The following is an 18,947-nucleotide window of genomic DNA, read 5'->3' as shown; positions in this document are numbered from 1 at the left end:
GCCCAAGTCAACGAGGTTACAAACCCAAAGACAATGTCGAAGGCGGACATAAACCAGAGAAACAGGAGAGTAAACCTCAAAAAAGTCCTCCAAAGAAGACCTAAGATCGCGAATTTTAAAAAGAGACGTGAAGTATTTTACTTTCTTGCTGTTTTAGTTCTCGTCTCTTTAATTCCTCAGGTTGTATTTCAGGCCACCTTGGAAATGCCGAGCTTGCTCCAGACCGTGAGAAGCGAGTCGATCAGATGATCAATCAGTTCGTCATTATGGAGCGGCCCCGGTGTAAAGCGCAGGCGTTCGGTACCGCGTGGTACGGTCGGGTAGTTGATCGGCTGAACATAGATGTCATGTTCAAATAGCAACCGGTCGCTTGCTTCCTTGCACATCGCCGGGTCACCAACCATCAGCGGGACGATGTGGCTTGGCGCATCCATCACCGGAAGGTCGGCCTCGCGCATGCGCGCGCGAAGGGTATCGGCGCGCTCTTTCTGGGCTGCGCGTTCGACATCGCTTTCTTTCAGATGGCGGACGGATGCCAGCGCACCGGCGGCAATGCTTGGCGGTTGGGAGCTGGTAAAGATGAAACCATTGCCAAAGCTGCGTACGAAATCGACGATTTCGGGTTTGGCCGCGATATAGCCGCCAATCACGCCAAAGGCCTTGGCAAGCGTGCCCTGAATGATATCGACCCGGTCCATTACGCCATCGCGTTCGGCAACACCGCCGCCGCGGGGGCCATACATGCCAACCGCGTGGACTTCATCGAGATAGGAGAACGCATTGTATTTTTCGCACAGATCAAGGATCTGACCGATTGGTGCAATGTCCCCGTCCATGGAATAAACGGACTCAAAGGCAACAATCTTGGCGCGCTGCGGGCCAAGATCCTTGAGGATTGCCTCAAGATGATCGACATCGTTGTGATTCCAGATGCGGCGTTCCGCCTTGGAATGGCGCATGCCTTCGATCATGGAATTGTGGTTTTGCGAGTCCGAAATGATTACGCAATCAGGCAATTTAGAGCCCAGCGTCGACAGCGTCGTCCAGTTCGCAACATAGCCTGACGTCATCAAAAGGGCGGCTTCCTTGCCATGCAGGTCGGCGAGTTCATGCTCAAGCGCGACATGCAAATGGTTGGAGCCGGAAATATTACGCGTGCCACCCGCACCGCCACCCTGGCCGGTGATGGCACTTTGCATGGCATCAAGAACTTTGGGGTGCTGGCCCATACCCAGATAATCGTTGGAACACCACACTGTGATTTCACGGGGTGCTTCGCCATTATCCGGGTGATAAAGGGCCTTGGGGAATTTTCCGACAATACGTTCGAGATTGGCGAATACACGATACCGGCCTTCCGCTTTGAGGCCAGCCAACGCATCTTTGAAGAAAGTGTTGTAATTCATACTTGTTTCTTTCGCCTGTCTCTTTGCAATGTCACGCACATGATCATTCGTCGTGGCATCACAAAGCTCTGGTCTCGTCCAGATCAGCGTACCGATTCTGGACATATCCTCCGGCTTGACCGGGTCGTTATATTTTCCTTATCGGTCATGACAACCGACAGGGCATTGACCCTTGTCAAAAATTAAAGCGATTCCAGATTTCTTTGGAACCATCAGATCAGAGAAGGCGATCCATCTCTCTTTTGTCGATCTCGGGTCGGAGCATGCTCCGTTTGACGTTATTCCCCAATTTGGCCCTATTGGCTTCATTTGGCAAGGATGCGAAGGGCTTTTGCGCCGCAATTAATTCAATTTTTTACATCGAAAAAATCTATCAACTATTGGGTTTGGTCTGGCTATGGCTATTTCTGGGGCCATTTTTCCAAAATCACCCCATCAATGCGCCGCTGATTTTTGGATGTGCAAGGGCCAAGAAGCGCATCATAACGCCGCAATTTAACAACGCCCCGAAGCGATCAAATACCGCGCGGGGCGTTGTTGCCAGGCGTTTGTGTTCCATGCAAAGTTGGGGCAGCGTTAAAGGGTTGCTTCCCATTTTGTCAGGGCGGCTTCAACCCCGTCAAACATGTCGTTGATCTGGGTTTCCGTAATGATCAGCGGCGGGCAGAAGGCAACCGTGTCACCCAGTGCGCGCAGGATCACGCCTTCTTTCAGGCAGGCTTCCGACACAGCCTTGCCTGCCGCGCCGTAGGGTTCGAACGGGGTTTTGGCACATTTATCGGCCACCAGTTCAAACGCCCCAATCAGGCCCCGACCACGTGTTTCGCCAACGTGGGTGAATTTGTTCAATGCCTTAAGCCGTTTCTGGAATGGCGACATGACGTTACGTACGTGATCAATGATCCCGTCATCCTCATAGATTTTTAGCGTCTCAAGCGCGACGGCGGCTGCAACCGGATGACCGGAATAGGTAAAGCCGTGACCAAAGGTACCAACCTCGTTCGATCCTTTTTTCACACCCTGATAAATCTTGTCGTTGATAAACAGGGCCGAGATCGGCTGATAGGCCGAGGAAAGCTGTTTGGCGACCGTGATCATGTCGGGTTTAAGCCGGAAGGTTTCGGTTGCAAACATCCGTCCGGTTCGGCCAAAGCCGCAAATCACCTCATCGGCGATAAACAGGATGTCGTATTTTTTCAGGACGTCCTGAATTTTTTCGAAATAGGTGCGCGGCGGTACAATCACGCCACCGGCCCCCATGATCGGTTCGGCGATAAAGGCACCAATGGTTTCCGGACCTTCGGCGTTGATCAGGTCTTCAAGCTGTTCGGCCAGACGGGTGGCGAAATCTTCTTCTTCCTCGCCCGGCTGTGCTTCGCGCCAGTAATGCGGTGTTTCGGTATGAAGAATACGATCAATTGGCAAATCAAAAAGCTTGTGATTGCCCGGAAGGCCGGTCATGGAGGCTGATGCAACCGTCACCCCGTGATAGCCCTTCTTGCGTGAAATGATCTTCTTCTTTTCGGGCTGGCCAATGGCATTATGATAATACCAAACCATTTTCACAGCAGAATCAGTCGCTTCGGAGCCGCTATTGGCAAAGAAGACCTTTGACATCGGCGCCGGCACGATTTCCAGAAGCTTTTCGGCCAGATCAATCGCCGGGTTGGTGCTGCGCGAGGCAAAGGTATGATAATAGGGCAGGGTGTTGAGCTGTTTGGTGGCGGCATCGACCAGACGCTTTTCACTAAAACCCAGTGATGCGCACCAAAGCCCGGCCATGCCTTCGATCAGTTTGTGACCCTGATCATCTGTGACATAGATGCCATCCCCGCCGGTAATGATGTGCGGCCCGGTTTTTTCATGGGCAGCATGATTGGTATAGGGATGCAGATAGCTTGCAACATCGCGGCTGGCGTCGGAGTTGCCCGGAACGGTCGGGGCAATATCGGGGCTGACGTTGGTGGCGTCGATCGTCATTTCAAACCTCTGAATTTCGGGGTGGGCGCTTTGCTCGCCAATACATAGATCGCACTTTAAGGCAGAGAAGATGTGGCGCAATGTTTTCCTGCAGAGGAGGGCAAGCTTTATGGAAAACAACCGCTTGCAAACGAAAAACCGGCCAGAAATTCCGACCGGTTTTTAAGCGTGGCAGACTCGGGTCTGGGGTCTGGGGGCAGGGGCCAAGCCTCAGGTCTAGTGTGACATCAGAACCGGGACCGTCATGTGACGCAAAAGATGCTGTGTCACACCGCCCATCATCAGTTCGCGCAGGCGCGGACGGCCATAGGCACCACAGACAATCATATCAATGCTTTCATCGGCCGCACGTGACAGCAACAGATCACCAACCCCGATGCCCGATGCATTCATGGTTTCCTTGCGCGCATTGATGCCATGGCGTTTCAGGCGTTCGCCGATATCGACACCGGGAACCGGCAGGGTATCGCGCGCGCCCTTGTTCGGATCGGCACAGAGAACCAAGGCGCTTTTGGCTGTTTCAAGGAACGGCATGCTGTCGTTCATGGCGCGTACCGCTTCGCGATAAGGTTTCCAGGCGACCATGACACGTTCGCCGATGGTGGAAAATTTACCGACATAGGGCACAATCAAAACCGGCGCGCCAGAGGTCAGAATGGCCTTGTCGGGCATTTCCGAAACAGAACACGGGTCCGAACTTTCGGGATCATGTTGCCCCAGAACTGTCAGGTCATGGTGACGGGCATACATTGCCGCGGTGTCGGCAATTTCCGATGCCGGGCAAGAGGTTTCCTGCCAGCTGAAGGCAATGCCTGCAGCGGTGCAGGCAGCCTCAAATTCCACGCGGGCGGCTTTGGCGGTTTCGGCCATTGCTTCGCGTTGCTGGGTGATGATTTCTTCGGTGATCTGGACTTCCATGAAACGCGGAATTTCAGGATAGGGCAGCAGGAAAAGACCGGTAAGGTGGGCGTCCTGTGCCTTGGCAACTTTCAGTGCCACGGAAAGACGTTCCTTGCAGGCGGCTGACGTGTCGATGTGAACAAGAATATCGCGATACATGATCCGATCTCCATTTGGTTGGCGCGCTGTGCGGTGTGAAATGCATCAATCCGCGTCAGGGCTTTACGGTATGGAGAAATCTTATCGGTGTTGTCGGGTGGATTCTTTGTTCTATCTCAAAGAGCGCGCTACAGCGCGGAATTTTCAAGATATTGCCGTGAGGTTTTGGTGTTAACCGTCTGCGCCCGGTTCTGTCATCGGGATTGTTTTTCACGTCCATCTGATTCTTACGTCATATGAATGCAATTGAAATCTAATGGAGGGCCAAATGGCACAACCACTGCAAATTATTACAGATACCTGGGGGCGCTGGAAGGCAGAGCAGCTAAATACCAGTTTGTTCTTTACAGCAAGCACAAATTACGGTCCGCACGGTCAACTCGATAATTATCACCAGTATCAAGTTCAAGTTGCGAATAGCACGATTGAATACTTAGATGGACAGAGGTCGGTGTTGCCTGGAAACTCCTACTATACTTATGGAAAATACATTAACGATACAGGTGTTGAGCAGACCACAGAGTTCAGTAGAACTGAATCATCTGAAACTAAAATGCTTTGGTCTGTTACTGAAGCTGAGAACCTTGGAGTGAGTGTAACCGTAAAGGTAGGCAAACCGGGCTTTGTTGAAGGAAGCGCAACTGTTGAGAGAAATATTTCCTTATCGGAAACTAGAGAAGAGAGTGCTTCGATTGTTCAACAGTTTTCAGTACATCAACAAGCGAAATGTGAGCCGTATACAATGCTAGAGGCGACGTATGTATTGAAAACAGATAAGTACAAGACACCATTTGTTGCTTCCACGCCCCTTACTGGTTGGGTGGCTGTTTGGTTCAATGATCGTGTGAAAATTAGTTCTGGGTCAGGGGACCATCACCTTTACTTTGTTCCAATCCAGAACGTATTCGATGAATGCTATAAGCATGGTATTATAAATACCGACGGCTATACCAAAAGGTCTTCTAGCGTCGTGGCGCACGCCCAAGGTGAGTTCTCAGGAGGGCAGGGTATAGACTACTTCTTGAAAATGAAGTCCATCCCACTTTCTGGTCGTGAAGAACCTCGAGAGTATGTTTTGGATAACGTGAGTGTAGGTATTGCAGAATTGGATCATGGGCGTATGCCGCCGTCCTGATACATTGATATAGGCGGACATTTTGTCCGCCTATAGCTGCTTGCGGTTGCTTGAAGCAAAGCGGGGCATGGTCGTTTATAAAAAAGACTTTGTTAACCGTCTGCGCCCGGTTCTGTCATCGGGATGGTTTTTTCCATGGTGGGCGCATTGCTGTTTGCCGGGGCGTCCATCGCAGGCGCGGCGGCAGGCGCCATTGGTGCTGCGGGGGCGCTTTCATCCATGGCAGGCATTGCTGGATCGTCTGCCGGGATGCTGTTTTGCATTTGCATGGTATCCCCTGCCATCATTGACAGGGTTTTGTGCAATTGTTGCGACAGGCTGTTCCAGTTGCTTTGCAGGGTGGCACAGGCCGCTGCGTCACCGGCCTGAACGCAGCGTTGCGCCATGCGATCAAGAATGCCCAGTGCAATGCGGGCTTCGTCGATTTGTTTTTGCTGAATCTGGTCAAGGGCCTTGCGGTTGGCGTCTTCCATCATGATCAGATTGTCATTTTTTACCGCTGTTGCTGCCATTGTTCCTGTGGCGGAGGGATCGGTCGTCCCCGTTTGCGGGCGCGATGCACCTGACGGAGCCCCCCACGGGGTGACAATGGTATCGGAACTGTTGGAGACGGTGACTGGTTCTTCGACCGGCGCCATGCAGCCAGACAGGGCCAGGCTCATTCCCATTCCCAGTGCAATGGCAGGCAGGCATTTGGCAATCTTGCGCATCGACATGCATTGCTCCTTGGACCGGTGGCGGCACGCCGTGGTCACGTCATTTAGTTATCCCGAAACCTGTCATAGTTTCTGCTATGACTTTGCTTTTGCTTGGCAACATATTGAACCCCCTTGCTGAATGTGTCCAGTCCGGGCAGGTTGCGATCTGATGACATGGCGAAACCCGATTTGCGTTTCAGGCGGAGTTGTTCGGGATTTCGGTGGGCACCGTAAGCCGAGGTTCGTTTCGCAGTGATCTGGTGATCCAGCGCATGGTTTCGCGGATACGCGAGATGTTTCTAAGATCAGGATGGGTTAGCACCCAAAGTTTGTTGGCGGTGATTTCCGGTAAAGTGCGGAGCAACCGCAACCCCGGAATTGCAAGGTCAGATGGCAGGCAGGCCAGCCCGACATCAGCCCGTGCCAATTGTGCCATCGCGACCAGATCGTCTGTATGATGGACAGGGTGTGTGCGTAACTGCCGTTCAAGCCACTTATAGGGGGCATAACTGGCCAAGGTGCCTGACGCGCCAATAAATGCTTCACTCAGCAAGCTATCCGGATTTTCCGGGAACGACTTGTTTTGTGCGCCATAGATCCCCCATTGCAGTTCGCGTACTTCCGTTCCAACAAGGTGTTCTGGCGGGTGCAATGATACCCGAACAGCAATATCGGCATACCGTTGGGTCATGTTGAATTCCTGATTGCTCGACAAAAGGTCGATCTGGATATCAGGAAAATGTTTGTGAAAGTCGCTGAGATATTCGGGCAGCAGAAAATACGAAAAGCTTGTCGGCGCGGTAATGCGAACCAAGCCCGATGGCGATGTGTCGCGTCCCGATACATCAGTGCCGATTGTTTCAAAACAGTTCATGATCTGGCGGGCAGGTGCAAGCATGTCATTGCCGGCCTCCGTCAGATGATAGTGCCCCCGTATGCGGTCAAACAATCTGGCTCCGGTATGATCTTCGAGCGCATGGATGTGGCGAAATACGGTTGTCGTGCTGACCCGCAATTTTCGGGCTGCCAGTTCGAGGGAGCCTGTCTCGACAATGGCAAGAAACGACTTGATGTGATTCCAGTCCATTCAATCTTCCCGATTACAAATTTGCAAAGTTACAGTTCAAAAGTGCCTATTCATTACAAAAATGCAAGTCAGTAGGTTGAGTGACGTAACGCCACGCGCGGTCACAACTTAGGAAGAAATGATGATTGGTTATACATCGGTCGGGACGAATGACTTGTCTCGTGCGGCAGGCTTTTATGACGAACTGCTGGGGGCTTTTGGCGCGCAGCGTGTGTTTGAGATGCCCGACTTCATTGTTTGGGCGGTGTCTGAGAATACACCTGCGTTCTCGGTTCACATTCCAATTGATGGCAAAGCGGCAAGCGTTGGTAACGGCACGATGATCGCATTGTCGGGGAGTTCCCGTGCACAAGTAGATGAGGTCTACAAAAAAGCAATCGATCTGGGAGCAGTATCAGAAGGTGCACCGGGGCAGCGCCATGAAAACGGGTTCTATGCGGCCTATTTCCGGGACCCGGATGGAAACAAACTCAATGTCCATTTCATGGGATAGGGGGCTGTGATGTATCGGGCATTTCATTTGGTTGGACATCGGCTATGCCCTTATGTGCAGCGCGTTGCGATGATGATGGCCAAAAACAATATTCCCCATCGCAGAACGGATATATTGCTTGATGATAAACCTGACTGGTTTCTAAAACTTAGTCCAACCGGCAATGTGCCGATCCTGATCATTGACGATCACAAGGTCCTGTTTGAGGCAGATGCGATTTGCACCTATCTTGATGATCTTAGCTGGAAACACATGTTGCCGGGTGATGCCTATGAGAAAGCCCTGCATCAAGGGTTAATTGCAATCGGCGGGCAAATTCTGTCACGGACAGCAGACCTGATCTATCGTGACCTGTCTGAAGACATGGTCGATGTCACGCTGCATCAAATCCACGCGCAACTGGAAATTGTTGCATCACTACATAAGCCCAAACCCATTGCCGAGCGCGACGAACTGGGCCTTCTTGATATGGTTTTTGCAACGGTTTTCAGACCCTTTCCGCTTATTTCACTTGCACTGAACAGGGATATTTATGCCGGTTTCAAATATCTGAAGGCCTGGTCGCAGGATTTGGCGGCACATCAACACGTAAAACAGGCAGTACCCGCAAGCTATTTGACGGAAATGCACAGTTTCGTTTTGCAAAAAAGCGGATATCTGGCCGGGCGTTTGCAGATGATCCCGCCGGAAACCACGATGCTGGCGAAAGAGGACACAAGCAACGTCATATCAATCTGAAAACTGGCCTGAACTGGTTTAATGTAAAAAAAACGCCCGCCGGATTGACCGCGCGGGCGTTTTGTTTTCGTGCGCGATGCAAGCTTAGTCGTGCTTGCCGCCATTGGCCTTGGACCATGCAATCGGGTCGTTCAGGAAGGAACGCACACCTTCGATGGCATCCTTGCTGAAATATTCGCCTTCTTCGGCAACGGCCAAAACATCAGCCCAGGTTGCCAGATAATGCATTTCGATGTCGTCCTTGCGCAGTTCATCAAGCGCGCCTTCGAAAATGTCATAGAAGAAAACAACAAAGGCGTGTTTGCATTCAGCACCGGCTTCGCGGATGGCATTGACGAAATTGACTTTCGATGCGCCGTCGGTTGCAAGGTCTTCGACCAGAAGAACGCGCTGACCTTCGTGAATGTCACCTTCGATGCGGGCCTTTCGGCCAAAGCCTTTTGGCTTTTTGCGGACATACTGCATCGGCAGGTCAAGTTCATCAGCAAGCCACGCGGAATAGGGGATACCGGCTGTTTCACCACCGGCAACCGCGTCAAAGGCCTCGTAGCCGGCCGCATCGGAAACCTGACGGGCAGCAAGTTCAATGACCTTGCGACGTGCACGCGGGAATGAGATCAATTTGCGGCAGTCGATATAAACCGGGCTGGCCCAGCCGGAGGTCAGAATATAGGCTTCTTCCGGGCGGAAATTCACAGCCCCGATATCAAGCAAAATCTTGGCGACGGTTTTGGCAGCATAGGTGCAATGGGCGGTCGGTTTTTCATTGGTCATGGCAACTTTACCCCAGTGGTACGAATATTTGCGCACCTCTTAGCGCTTTTGGCCCCAAAGCGCAAAGAAAAGCCGCTGACCATTTGGTCAGGATGGTGCAAAAGTACCACCGCTGCGAACAGCTATGGAAATCAGAGCTGGAAATGCGGTTTAATTGCCAAAGCTTTTAATCAGGATACAGCGAAATGAGCCAACAAAGACGCCGCCGTTTGATCGTGGTTCGCCGCAAGGGGATCGGGCTTGTGCTGGTGATGGCGATTTCCATGATCGCGGGCATGACAGATGCCATCGGGCTTCTGATGGCAGGTGACTTTGTTTCTTTCATGTCGGGTAATACCACGCGCGCTGCCCTTGCCCTCGGGGAGGGGGACTGGTCAACTTTTGGCATTCTGATCGGGGCAGTGGGATGCTTTATCCTTGGGAATGCCTTTGGCGTGGTGGTTGCCAGCCGGTTTCGCAAACGTCTGGCGGGGTTGCTCATTGTGGTCGCAGCCTTGCTGTGTGTGGCGGCTGTTTTACCGATGGGAATGCGCGGGTCATCGGCGTTCTTTGTTGTGGTTTTGGCCATGGGCATGATCAACGCTACGGTCGAACATATCGAAGGGCTGCCCATCGGGCTAACCTATGTCACCGGGGCGCTGTCACGGTTTGGCCGTGGGATCGGGCGTTGGATGACGGGGGATCGCCGTCGTGACTGGATCATCCAGATCGTCCCATGGGTCGGTATGGTCGCGGGGGCTGTGATCGGAGGTCTTCTGACCTTTGAAATTGGTCAGCAAGCATTGTGGTTTGTCGCTGGATCCACCGCCATCATTGCCGCATTTGCCCTTTGGGTGCCAAGCCGTTTGCAGACCCGTTTCCTGTCCCCGTCGGGCAGTCCTGTGCCAAAACGTAAATAACAGACACCATTGGCAAAAATCTCATTTGGGTTTATTCGGTACAGGTCTACCGAATTAAATTACGCCCAAACAGCAGCCCCACAAGCCCAAAGGAAATGTCATGTCTGAGCTGACCGGATTGAATGTCACCATCAATGATCGTGTTGCCACGATCTCCATCTGTCAGCCAGAGCGTAAAAATGCCCTGACCAAACCGATGTGGGGGGAACTGGCGCGGATTGCTCAGGAACTGTCAGATGATCTTGAACTGCGCTGTGTGATCATTCGCGGTGGCGAAGGGGCCGGTTTTGGCGCGGGGGCGGACATTCATGAATTTGTGCGCGAACGGGCCGGGTTCGAAAAGGCACGTGATTACGGCATGCTTCATGCCGAAGCCATTCAGACCATTCAAAATTGCACCCATCCGGTGATTGCGGCGATTGATGGTCCGTGCATGGGGGCATCGTTTGTTTTGGCGGCATCGTGTGACCTGCGAATTGCCGCCGATAATGCCAGGTTTGCCGTGCCACCGATGAAGCTTGGCGCGACGCTGGGCTATCCGGAACTTGAAATCATGCTTGATCTTCTTGGCGAGGCCGCCCTGTTTGAAATCTTGCTGGAAGGGCAGGTTTTTGACGCAATGCGAGCGCGTGAAATCGGCTTTATTGCGCGTCATGTGCCGCTTGAGGATTTTGAGGCCGAGGTCACAAAAACTGGTGCGCGGATTGCCGGGGGCGCACCGATTACCCAGCGCCTGCACAAGAAAATGATCAATCGTCTGCGTCAGGGTGGTGCAATTGATGCACGTGAATTTGATGAAGGCTATCGCGCCTTTGATAGTGACGATTTCAAGGAAGGCTACACGGCATTTCTTGAAAAGCGCAAAGCGGTCTTTAGCGGCAAATAACCCGCACGCTCATAGCGGCAGATCAGGCGTGAAGGGCAGGTCGGTATTGCCGTAATCAATGCCCATTTTGTGTAGTTCTGCTGTGATTTGGGATCGGTGATGGGTTTGGTGGTTAAACATCTGAATCAGGAAAAGCTGGCGGGGCAGTTTGCGCTTTACCCGGTCAAGTCCCTGCATCTCGATCGTTTCGTCCTGCCAGCTATGATCGCTTTTATCAACAAATTCACTGATTTTGGCATCGACGTCGCGGCGCATGGACGTAAGCGTCGAAAAGTCGTCGGCAACAATGGTTGTGGCGTTAAATGCCCCGACCTCGCCGGTTTCAAGAAAATCGAGAATACGCTGATCAAGATAAATGATGTGATTGAGGGTGTTGTGGATTGACCCGAAAAACATCCCCAGATCACGGCGACGTTCCGCGTCGCCAATTTGATCACAGAGTTCAAACAGGACGCCATTTTGCCAACTGTTATATTTGGCCATGCAGCGTCCATAGTCATTGAAATTCATTTTCGACATCTCAGCAGCACTCCGTCATGCCAATAAGGCTTCAAGCTTTGCGTTGTCTGCGAAATTCTGCGGGTATGATGCCGTATTTGGTCAATTTGTCATAGAATGTTTTACGCGGTACCCCAAGTGCAGTGACCGTGGCAGTAACATTTCCACCGTGTTTGCCAAGAGCTTCGATGATCAGTTTTTTTTCAAAGCCTTCCACCTGTTGGGGCAGGGAAAGGCTGCTTGGTTCGCCCTGATCCGTGGCTGCCATCATCGGCGCAATTAGACGATCTTCCCCCAAAACACGACGTTCGGCGGCATTGCGCAACGCGCGAATGTTGCCCGGCCAGTCATGGGCTTTGATTTGTGTGATCTCAGCCAAGCTTAATGCATCAACCGTGCGGCCCAGTCGTTTGGCAGCATCACGGGTGAAGTGATCAAATAGCAAGGGAATATCGTCTGGACGTTCGCGCAAAGGGGGGATGGAAAGCTCGATAACATTTAACCGGTAATACAGATCCTCGCGAAATGCCCCTTGGGTTGCGGCTTTGCGCAAATCGATCTTTGTTGCTGCAATGATGCGCAAATCAGCTTGGTGTGGTTGCCCGGGATCGGGGCGGGCACGGCCGCGACTGCGTTCTTGCAAAACACGTAACAGTTTGACCTGCAGGGCAAGCGGCAGGCTTTCTATTTCATCAAGGAAAAGCGTCCCTGTATCGACCAGATCAAGCTTGCCGATCGGGTGGGGATTGGTCCCGGCTGTTTCAAAAGGCCTATCGCCAAACAGTTCTGCGTCGATCAGGTGTTCGGGCATGCCACCACAATCCACCACAACAAATGGTCCGGGGCGTCGCGACATGACGTGCAGGTTCCGGGCGATGACTTCCTTGCCCGACCCGCTTTCCCCATGGATCAGGACATGGGCATGGCTGGCGGCAGCCTTGGTCAGGGATGCGCGAAGTTTTTCCATGGCCGGGCTGGTGCCGATGATTGCAGGGGCTGTGTTGGTATAGTGGGCCAACGCCCCGCGCAGCATCCGGTTTTCAAGCACAAGTCTCCGATGGCGCAGCGCACGTTGGGTGATCTTGTTGAATTGGGTGGGGGCGCAAATTGGCCCAATGACATCAAACGCCGCGTCATGTTGGGTCGGGTCTGGTCGGGTGGTTTCGCCAAGGTCAGACTTACCATCCACCAAAATAACCGGCAGTTCCGGATCAATTTTTTCAATCGCAGTCAGAAAATCGGAGATGTTGAAATCCGCAATACCATGGTCAGCAATGATGACCCCCGTCCAACCGCTGTGAAGTTGGTCAAGTGCCGATGTCATGTCTGAAAGGACCTGAAGATCAAGATTGGCGTGCGCAAGGCTTTGTTGCGCGGCGTTGCGCACATCCGTGTCATCGGTAAGAAGCAAAACGCATTGGCTGACTATTGACACACATTTATCCTCTGACCCTGATCAAGATCAGGGGACAACGCATCGTCTCCTGTCCATGATCTTGAGTGCCTTCACGGGACACGCTGATTTCTGAAGGTGTTGTAGCAGGCGCGTCCGCAACCGTCGAGATGCGGTTATTGTTCGTATTTTGCACACGCATGATTGCGGGTGAAATTCGGATCGTGCCCGAACAGACCAACGGTCGATGGTAATCCGGCTGGTGATAAATGCCTGTGTTAAAGCATTTTCCGTGGCTGGCGCTTGATAATAAGCGGATCAGGCTGTACCTATCAGAAAGGCGTCCGCACTTCCTCAGAACGGCCAAGCCGATGCGCGGATTGAAGATGCGTCCATAAGCAATAAACCTGTCAGGAAAGTTCCCTGCATGAGCGATCAAGACACACACCTGATTTGGGTTTTGGCCGATGATCGTGCCGGGAATGTCAGTCAGGCCGTCGGTGTCGCCGAAGCTTTGGCGCAGCCCTTCAAGCGGGTTGATATCGGCTATACAAAATTGGCCCGCCTGCCAAACATCATTCGCGGCGCCAGCCTGATTGGAATTGATGAAGTTTCCAAAAACCGTTTGGTGGCCCCGTGGCCGGATCTTGTGATTTCTGCCGGGCGACGCACGGCCCCTGTGGCGCGATGGATCAAAAAACAAAGTCGTGGCCATACCCGCATTTGCCAGATCATGCGTCCGGATGGTGGCGAGAATGCGTTTGATCTTATTGCTGTCCCCGCCCATGATCGCATGACGGTTCGTGAAAATATTGTCGAACTGCCTGGTGCGCCGCATCGTGTGACCGAAACCAGATTGCTGGTCGAGGCTGACAAATGGCGCGCGCATTTCAAAGGGCTTCCGGGGCCGCGCTTTGCCGTGATCATTGGCGGAAGCACCAAAAAAACCACCTTTACCCGCGCCATGGCCGAAGAGGTTATCTCGCGGGCGATTGAAGCCGCCAGCGCGGTAGATGGAAGTTTGCTGGTGACCACCAGCCGCCGCACAGGGCGCGATTGCGAAGAACTGATTGCAGATCGTCTGGCGGCGTCTGGTGTTGCCTATCATCTGCATGACTGGACGTCGCAGGACGAAAATCCGTATTTTGGCTATCTGGCACTTGCCGACGTTCTGATCGTGACCAGTGATTCCGTCTCGATGTGCTGCGAGGCCGCCGCTGCGTCGGGCGGTGTTTACATCTATGCTCCGACAGGCTTGGCCAGCGAGCGTCACCAACGTTTGCACCAGACCCTGTTTGAAGGGGGCTTTGCGCGCCCGTTATTGCCGGAAACGGAATTGGTACCGTTTTCGCATCCCTCTTTGCAACCGGCCCGGCTTGTCGCACAGCGCTGCATGGAATTTTTAGGCTCGTGACCTATTAATTTAGTTTGAATGGCAGACGGTATATTTGTGAAGTCCAAGGGGTTTGAGGCAGGAGTTTGTAAATATAACGTCTGTCCTTCGTATTCACCGGATTAATTGGTCCTGAGCCTGGCGCGCCTGCCCATCAGGACAGTGGATAACATCTTGTTTTATAATGGTGCATAAGGTCTATTCGTGGAGCCACCCCATTTTGGAAATGCCCCACGATGCCCTCGACCAGCCCAGGCCAAGCCCCTTTGCGTCCACATAATGCGCCACAGCTTTTCCCGCGCCAGATTGCGGTGATGATTTTGGCGGCGGTTGCCTGTTTTTTTGCCGGCAATCACGTTGCGGCGCGATTGGCTTTTGAAAACGGGACCGGATTGTTGCTGGCGGTGTTGTGTCGCTCGGCGGTGGCCTTATCCATACTTGCCGCCCTTGTCTTTTTCCAGCGCCATTCGATCCGTTTGCCACGTGGTTTGGGGTGGTGGCAATTGGTGCTGGGCCTGATGATCACGATTCAAAGTCTGTGTTTGTATTCTGCCGTTGCAAGGGTGCCGGTTGCGCTGGCCCTGCTAACGGCCAATACCTTTCCGATCATTCTGGCTCTTTTGACCTGGGGATTGGGTGGGGCGCGCCCGAGCCTGCGCGCAGCCGCCTTGATGCTGTTTATTCTATCAGGGCTTGTTCTTGCCCTTGATCTGCCAACCATTTTGGGGGGCGGGGCGGATGTGCCATCAGACTGGTGGCTTGGTATCGGTTTTGCCTTGATGGCGGCGAGTGCACTTTCAGTCGCCTTTTGGGTCACCGATCATAAACTGGCGGGGATCAACGGGCAGGTGCGGTCCATGTTTACCATGGTGGTGGTTTTCATTGCCATGATCATTGCCGGGATTGGCGATGTTCTGCCCGGTGGCATGGGCCTGCCGGATGCGACAGTAGGCTGGATCGGCCTTGGAGCGTTGATGGTGCTTTATGGCAGTGCTTTTTCAGTATTGTTCATCACCGTGCCGCGTCTTGATATGGCACGCAATGCGCCGGTGATGAATGTTGAACCGGTGGCAACATTGCTTTTTGGATGGGTGGTGCTTGGTCAAATGATCAGCCCGATCCAGATGGTTGGCGGTTTGATCGTGGTCAGCGGTATTGTAATCCTGACGCTGCGTAAGGCTGAATAATTTCGGTTCACTCGGAACGATTGGCCGTTTTCATGTTTTCGGCAAGAAAGTCGATAAAAGCCCGGATGCGCGTTGCCAAATGTGCGTGCCCGGCCCAAACGGCATGTACCGTTTCGATATCGGTTCTGGTCCATTCGGGTAGAATTTCAACCAGCTCTCCGCGTTCGATAGCGTCGCGAACGTGAAAGGCACCAATACGTGCAATACCTATTCCCGAGATACACATTTCCTTGACCAGCGGGCCGCTATTTCCATGGAATTGGCCGTTGATGGTTTGGTCAAACTGGTGGCCGGTATCAGGGTCGGTAAAGGGCCAGAAATTCCGACCCTTGATAAAATTGAAGCGTAGGCAATTGTGATCCGGCAAATCCGTCGGTGTTTGCGGTGTCCCGTGTCTTGCCAGATAGGACGGTGCCGCAACAATCATGCGCCTGGTTTCAAGTAACTTGCGCGCCATCAGGTTTGAATCGGGTAACGCCCCGGATCTAATCGCAATATCTGCACGTTCTTCGAGTAAATCAACAATGCCATCGGTTTGGGTCAGGTCCAACTCGATGTCGGGGTATTGCTGCATGAATTTCGGCAGGACCGGAATAATGAAAACCTCGGAAAAGGCGATGGATGCATTGATGCTGAGTTTACCACGTGGGGTAATTTGTCCGCCGCCTGCAACCAGTCGATCCGTTTCATCGATTTGATCAAGAATTGTCCGCGCCCGGTGCAGGTATAGCTCGCCTTCGGGGGTGAGCTGCAGTTTGCGCGTGGAGCGCACAAGCAGGCGTGTTTCCAGGCGGTCTTCAATCCGGGTCACCAGTTTGCTGACGGCGGAGGGTGACATGTGCAAATCACGCCCGGCCATCGAAAAACTGCCATGCTCAACGACCTTGATGAAGGTTTCCATTTCGCCTGCACGATTGTCCAATACTTCCCATCCTTTGAATTGAATTCACATATGGTTGTCGCGCAATCCGGATTATCGCGCAAGGCCCAGTTTGGCATAGTCCCGTCAAATTTCGGGGGATGTCCCCGTTAGCAAACATGATCCGTGTCCGTCGCGGAAGGAGAATTCGAATGCCACTTGCTTTGTTTGCGTTGACGATTGCGGCCTATGCAATCGGTACAACGGAGTTTGTGATTGTCGGGCTTTTGCCGACGGTTGCAACCGATCTTGATATTACCCTGCCGTTGGCCGGGTTGATTGTCAGTGTTTATGCGCTTGGTGTGACCTTTGGGGCACCAATTCTGACGGCACTTACCGGCGGGATGAACCGCAAATCCCTGATGCTTGGTCTGATGGGGATTTTCCTCATTGGTAACGTTGTTGCCGCCATCAGCCCGACTTATGAAATGCTTTTGGTTGCGCGTGTGATTGCCGCCTTTGCCCATGGCGTATTCTTTTCGATCGGGGCAACGATTGCGGCGGATCTGGTGCCTGAAGACCGCCGGGCATCGGCCATTGCCATGATGTTTATGGGGCTGACGGTTGCAATCGTTACCGGTGTGCCGCTTGGTACCTTTATCGGTCAGATGTTTGGCTGGCGTGCGACCTTCTGGGGTGTTGCCCTTCTGGGGTTGATTTCCTTTGTCGGGATCGCGGCCCTGTTGCCATCGAACCTGAAACGCGGTGAAGCCACCAGCATCATGGAACAGCTCCGTGTTCTGGGCAGCTCGCGTTTGTTGATTGTCTATGGCATGACGGCCCTTGGATATGGTGGAACCTTCGTTGCGTTTACCTATCTCTCAGCGATCCTTCAGGAAATCACCGGTTTTGCAGAAACGTCGGTTAGCCTGATCCTGATCTTTTATGGTGTCGCAATTGCCATCGGTAATGTTGTCGGTGGCAAGGTCGCCAACAAGAACCCGGTAACTGCCCTGAGCATCCTGTTTATTCTGCAAGCCGCCGTGCTTGTCCTGTTTACCTTTACCGCGATTTCGCCAATCGCTGCTGTTGTCACACTGGGTGCACTTGGTTTCCTGCAATTTGCCAATGTACCGGGCTTGCAGCTTTATGTCGTGCAGCTTGCCAAACGGCACCGTCCGGGGGGCGTCGATGTTGCCTCGGCCCTTAATATCGCGGCCTTTAATCTTGGCATTGCCCTTGGTGCGTGGATTGGCGGCCAGGTGGTTTCTTCAAGCCTTGGTCTGGGGGCGACCCCGTGGATTGGTGCGGTGCTGGTGATTGGTGCACTGGGCCTGACACGACTGAGCGGCGCGCTTGAACGTCGTGATGTCACCGCATTGCAACCAGCAGAATAAGCAGAGTGATTTAAGCCAAAGAAATTCGTTCTTCTGTGGAACGAATTTCTTTTTGGCGTGTTTCGCAACTAAACCCTGTGATCAAAAGGTATGAAAATGTTTGATATCAAAACAAATGGTGCAACCATTCCGGCACTTGGCTTCGGTACATTTCGTATGGCCGAAGATGACGTGAAACGTATCGTGCCCAAAGCGCTTGAAACCGGTTTTCGCCATATCGATACGGCCCAGATATATGAAAACGAAGCAGCGGTCGGCGAAGCAATCGAAACGTCCGATGTCCCGCGTAAGGAAATCTTCCTGACGACCAAGGTATGGGTGAAAAACTATCGCCACGATGATTTCATCGCATCGGTCGATGAAAGCCTGAAAAAGCTGCGCACCGACTATGTTGATCTGCTTTTGTTGCATTGGCCGAATGACGAGGTGCCGCTGGCAGAACAGATTGGCGCGCTAAATGACGTTAAAACTGCCGGCAAGGTTCGCCATGTCGGTGTCAGCAACTTCACCACCGCCCTGATGAACGACGCCGTCGAACTTTCCGATGCCCCGATTGTTACCAATCAGATCGAATATCACCCGTTTCTTGATCAATCGGTTGTCATGGATGCTGCCAACAAGCTTGGCATGTCGCTAACCGGCTATTACGCAATGGCCGATGGCAAGGTGTTTGAAAATGAAACGCTCAAGGCAATTGCTTCTGATGAGGGTAAATCGATTGCCCAGATCGTCTTGCGTTGGGTCATTCAGCAGAACAATGTGATTGCCCTGTCCAAGACCGTAGGCGAAGCCCGCGTTGTTGAAAACTTCGATATCTTTGATTTCGAATTAACCGGCGAACAAATGCAGGCAATCCATGATCTTGCCAACGAAAACGGCCGTATCGTCAGCCCGGATGGACTTGCCCCCTACTGGGACTGATCACATCGCAATAACCAATGAAAAAGGGGCTGGTTGCAGCCCCTTTCAGATTGCTGACAAAGTTCTCGCCAATGGCGGGGACTTTTGATTCAATGGGGCATGCTTAAGAAGAAGACCTCCCACCAAGAAGAGCTTGAGATGGTC

At 52.7% G+C, this 18,947-nt stretch carries 18 protein-coding genes; 9 read left to right on the top strand and 9 right to left on the bottom strand.

Annotated elements, in window-relative coordinates; translation table 11 throughout:
* Positions 1 to 188: 188 nt before the first annotated feature.
* The 3 genes from hemA to JF44_RS0100795 form a co-directional block, all read right to left on the bottom strand.
* Positions 189 to 1,406: a 5-aminolevulinate synthase gene (gene hemA, locus JF44_RS0100805; protein WP_033067064.1), complete on the bottom strand. Its 1,218-nt coding sequence runs from the start codon at positions 1,404 to 1,406 to the stop codon at positions 189 to 191.
* Between the two features lie 576 nt (positions 1,407 to 1,982).
* Positions 1,983 to 3,386: an aspartate aminotransferase family protein gene (locus JF44_RS0100800; RefSeq protein ID WP_052065322.1), complete on the bottom strand. Its 1,404-nt coding sequence runs from the start codon at positions 3,384 to 3,386 to the stop codon at positions 1,983 to 1,985.
* A gap of 216 nt (positions 3,387 to 3,602) precedes the next feature.
* On the bottom strand, positions 3,603 to 4,445 hold the full coding sequence (locus JF44_RS0100795) for a universal stress protein (RefSeq protein ID WP_052065320.1): 843 nt from the start codon (positions 4,443 to 4,445) through the stop codon (positions 3,603 to 3,605).
* A 268-nt stretch (positions 4,446 to 4,713) separates the two neighbouring features.
* Between JF44_RS0100795 and JF44_RS0100790 the strand changes: the two genes are divergently transcribed.
* Positions 4,714 to 5,580 (top strand): hypothetical protein, encoded by an 867-nt coding sequence (locus JF44_RS0100790; protein WP_156111550.1) that lies wholly within the window; start codon positions 4,714 to 4,716, stop codon positions 5,578 to 5,580.
* 92 nt (positions 5,581 to 5,672) lie between these two features.
* Here the strand turns inward: JF44_RS0100790 and JF44_RS0100785 are convergent, their stop codons facing one another.
* Both JF44_RS0100785 and JF44_RS0100780 read right to left on the bottom strand, forming a co-directional pair.
* On the bottom strand, positions 5,673 to 6,296 hold the full coding sequence (locus tag JF44_RS0100785) for a hypothetical protein (protein WP_156111549.1): 624 nt from the start codon (positions 6,294 to 6,296) through the stop codon (positions 5,673 to 5,675).
* 178 nt (positions 6,297 to 6,474) lie between these two features.
* Positions 6,475 to 7,365 carry a LysR family transcriptional regulator gene (locus JF44_RS0100780; protein ID WP_033067060.1) on the bottom strand — a complete coding sequence of 297 codons (891 nt, stop codon included), beginning with the start codon at positions 7,363 to 7,365 and terminating at the stop codon, positions 6,475 to 6,477.
* Positions 7,366 to 7,486: 121 nt separating this feature from the next.
* Here JF44_RS0100780 and JF44_RS0100775 point away from each other — a divergent pair, with 121 nt between their 5' ends.
* Both JF44_RS0100775 and JF44_RS0100770 read left to right on the top strand, forming a co-directional pair.
* Positions 7,487 to 7,858: a VOC family protein gene (locus JF44_RS0100775; protein ID WP_033067193.1), complete on the top strand. Its 372-nt coding sequence runs from the start codon at positions 7,487 to 7,489 to the stop codon at positions 7,856 to 7,858.
* Between the two features lie 9 nt (positions 7,859 to 7,867).
* Positions 7,868 to 8,596, top strand: a complete 729-nt coding sequence (locus JF44_RS0100770) for a glutathione S-transferase family protein (protein ID WP_081944289.1) — start codon at positions 7,868 to 7,870, stop codon at positions 8,594 to 8,596.
* Between the two features lie 84 nt (positions 8,597 to 8,680).
* On the opposite strand, the gene JF44_RS0100765 is transcribed toward JF44_RS0100770, so the two are convergent.
* Positions 8,681 to 9,370 carry an orotate phosphoribosyltransferase gene (locus JF44_RS0100765; RefSeq protein WP_033067058.1) on the bottom strand — a complete coding sequence of 230 codons (690 nt, stop codon included), beginning with the start codon at positions 9,368 to 9,370 and terminating at the stop codon, positions 8,681 to 8,683.
* A gap of 185 nt (positions 9,371 to 9,555) precedes the next feature.
* Here JF44_RS0100765 and JF44_RS0100760 point away from each other — a divergent pair, with 185 nt between their 5' ends.
* Positions 9,556 to 10,269 carry a YoaK family protein gene (locus JF44_RS0100760; RefSeq protein ID WP_033067057.1) on the top strand — a complete coding sequence of 238 codons (714 nt, stop codon included), beginning with the start codon at positions 9,556 to 9,558 and terminating at the stop codon, positions 10,267 to 10,269.
* A gap of 100 nt (positions 10,270 to 10,369) precedes the next feature.
* Entirely contained in the window at positions 10,370 to 11,155 is a 786-nt protein-coding gene (locus tag JF44_RS0100755; protein WP_052065319.1) for an enoyl-CoA hydratase/isomerase family protein, read from the top strand.
* A 9-nt stretch (positions 11,156 to 11,164) separates the two neighbouring features.
* On the opposite strand, the gene JF44_RS0100750 is transcribed toward JF44_RS0100755, so the two are convergent.
* On the bottom strand, positions 11,165 to 11,674 hold the full coding sequence (locus JF44_RS0100750) for a DinB family protein (RefSeq protein ID WP_052065317.1): 510 nt from the start codon (positions 11,672 to 11,674) through the stop codon (positions 11,165 to 11,167).
* A 31-nt stretch (positions 11,675 to 11,705) separates the two neighbouring features.
* A complete protein-coding gene (locus JF44_RS0100745; RefSeq protein ID WP_033067056.1) occupies positions 11,706 to 13,088 on the bottom strand; it encodes a sigma-54-dependent transcriptional regulator in 1,383 nt (460 codons plus the stop codon).
* A gap of 385 nt (positions 13,089 to 13,473) precedes the next feature.
* Here JF44_RS0100745 and JF44_RS0100740 point away from each other — a divergent pair, with 385 nt between their 5' ends.
* Entirely contained in the window at positions 13,474 to 14,460 is a 987-nt protein-coding gene (locus tag JF44_RS0100740; protein WP_033067055.1) for a mitochondrial fission ELM1 family protein, read from the top strand.
* A 215-nt stretch (positions 14,461 to 14,675) separates the two neighbouring features.
* Complete coding sequence (locus tag JF44_RS0100735; RefSeq protein WP_052065315.1) at positions 14,676 to 15,626, top strand: EamA family transporter; 951 nt, start codon at positions 14,676 to 14,678, stop codon at positions 15,624 to 15,626.
* Positions 15,627 to 15,633: 7 nt separating this feature from the next.
* Here JF44_RS0100735 and JF44_RS0100730 read toward each other — a convergent pair whose 3' ends face one another.
* Complete coding sequence (locus JF44_RS0100730) at positions 15,634 to 16,548, bottom strand: LysR family transcriptional regulator (protein WP_081944288.1); 915 nt, start codon at positions 16,546 to 16,548, stop codon at positions 15,634 to 15,636.
* A gap of 149 nt (positions 16,549 to 16,697) precedes the next feature.
* Between JF44_RS0100730 and JF44_RS0100725 the strand changes: the two genes are divergently transcribed.
* Positions 16,698 to 17,882, top strand: coding sequence for an MFS transporter (locus JF44_RS0100725; protein ID WP_033067053.1), 1,185 nt, complete (start codon positions 16,698 to 16,700; stop codon positions 17,880 to 17,882).
* Positions 17,883 to 17,978: 96 nt separating this feature from the next.
* On the top strand, positions 17,979 to 18,803 hold the full coding sequence (locus tag JF44_RS0100720) for an aldo/keto reductase (RefSeq protein ID WP_033067189.1): 825 nt from the start codon (positions 17,979 to 17,981) through the stop codon (positions 18,801 to 18,803).
* Positions 18,804 to 18,947 lie beyond the last annotated feature (144 nt).

The sequence above is a fragment of the Thalassospira australica genome, from assembly GCF_000763295.1.
GTDB classification, from domain to species: domain Bacteria; phylum Pseudomonadota; class Alphaproteobacteria; order Rhodospirillales; family Thalassospiraceae; genus Thalassospira; species Thalassospira australica.
This window is presented reverse-complemented; position numbering and strand designations above follow the sequence as displayed.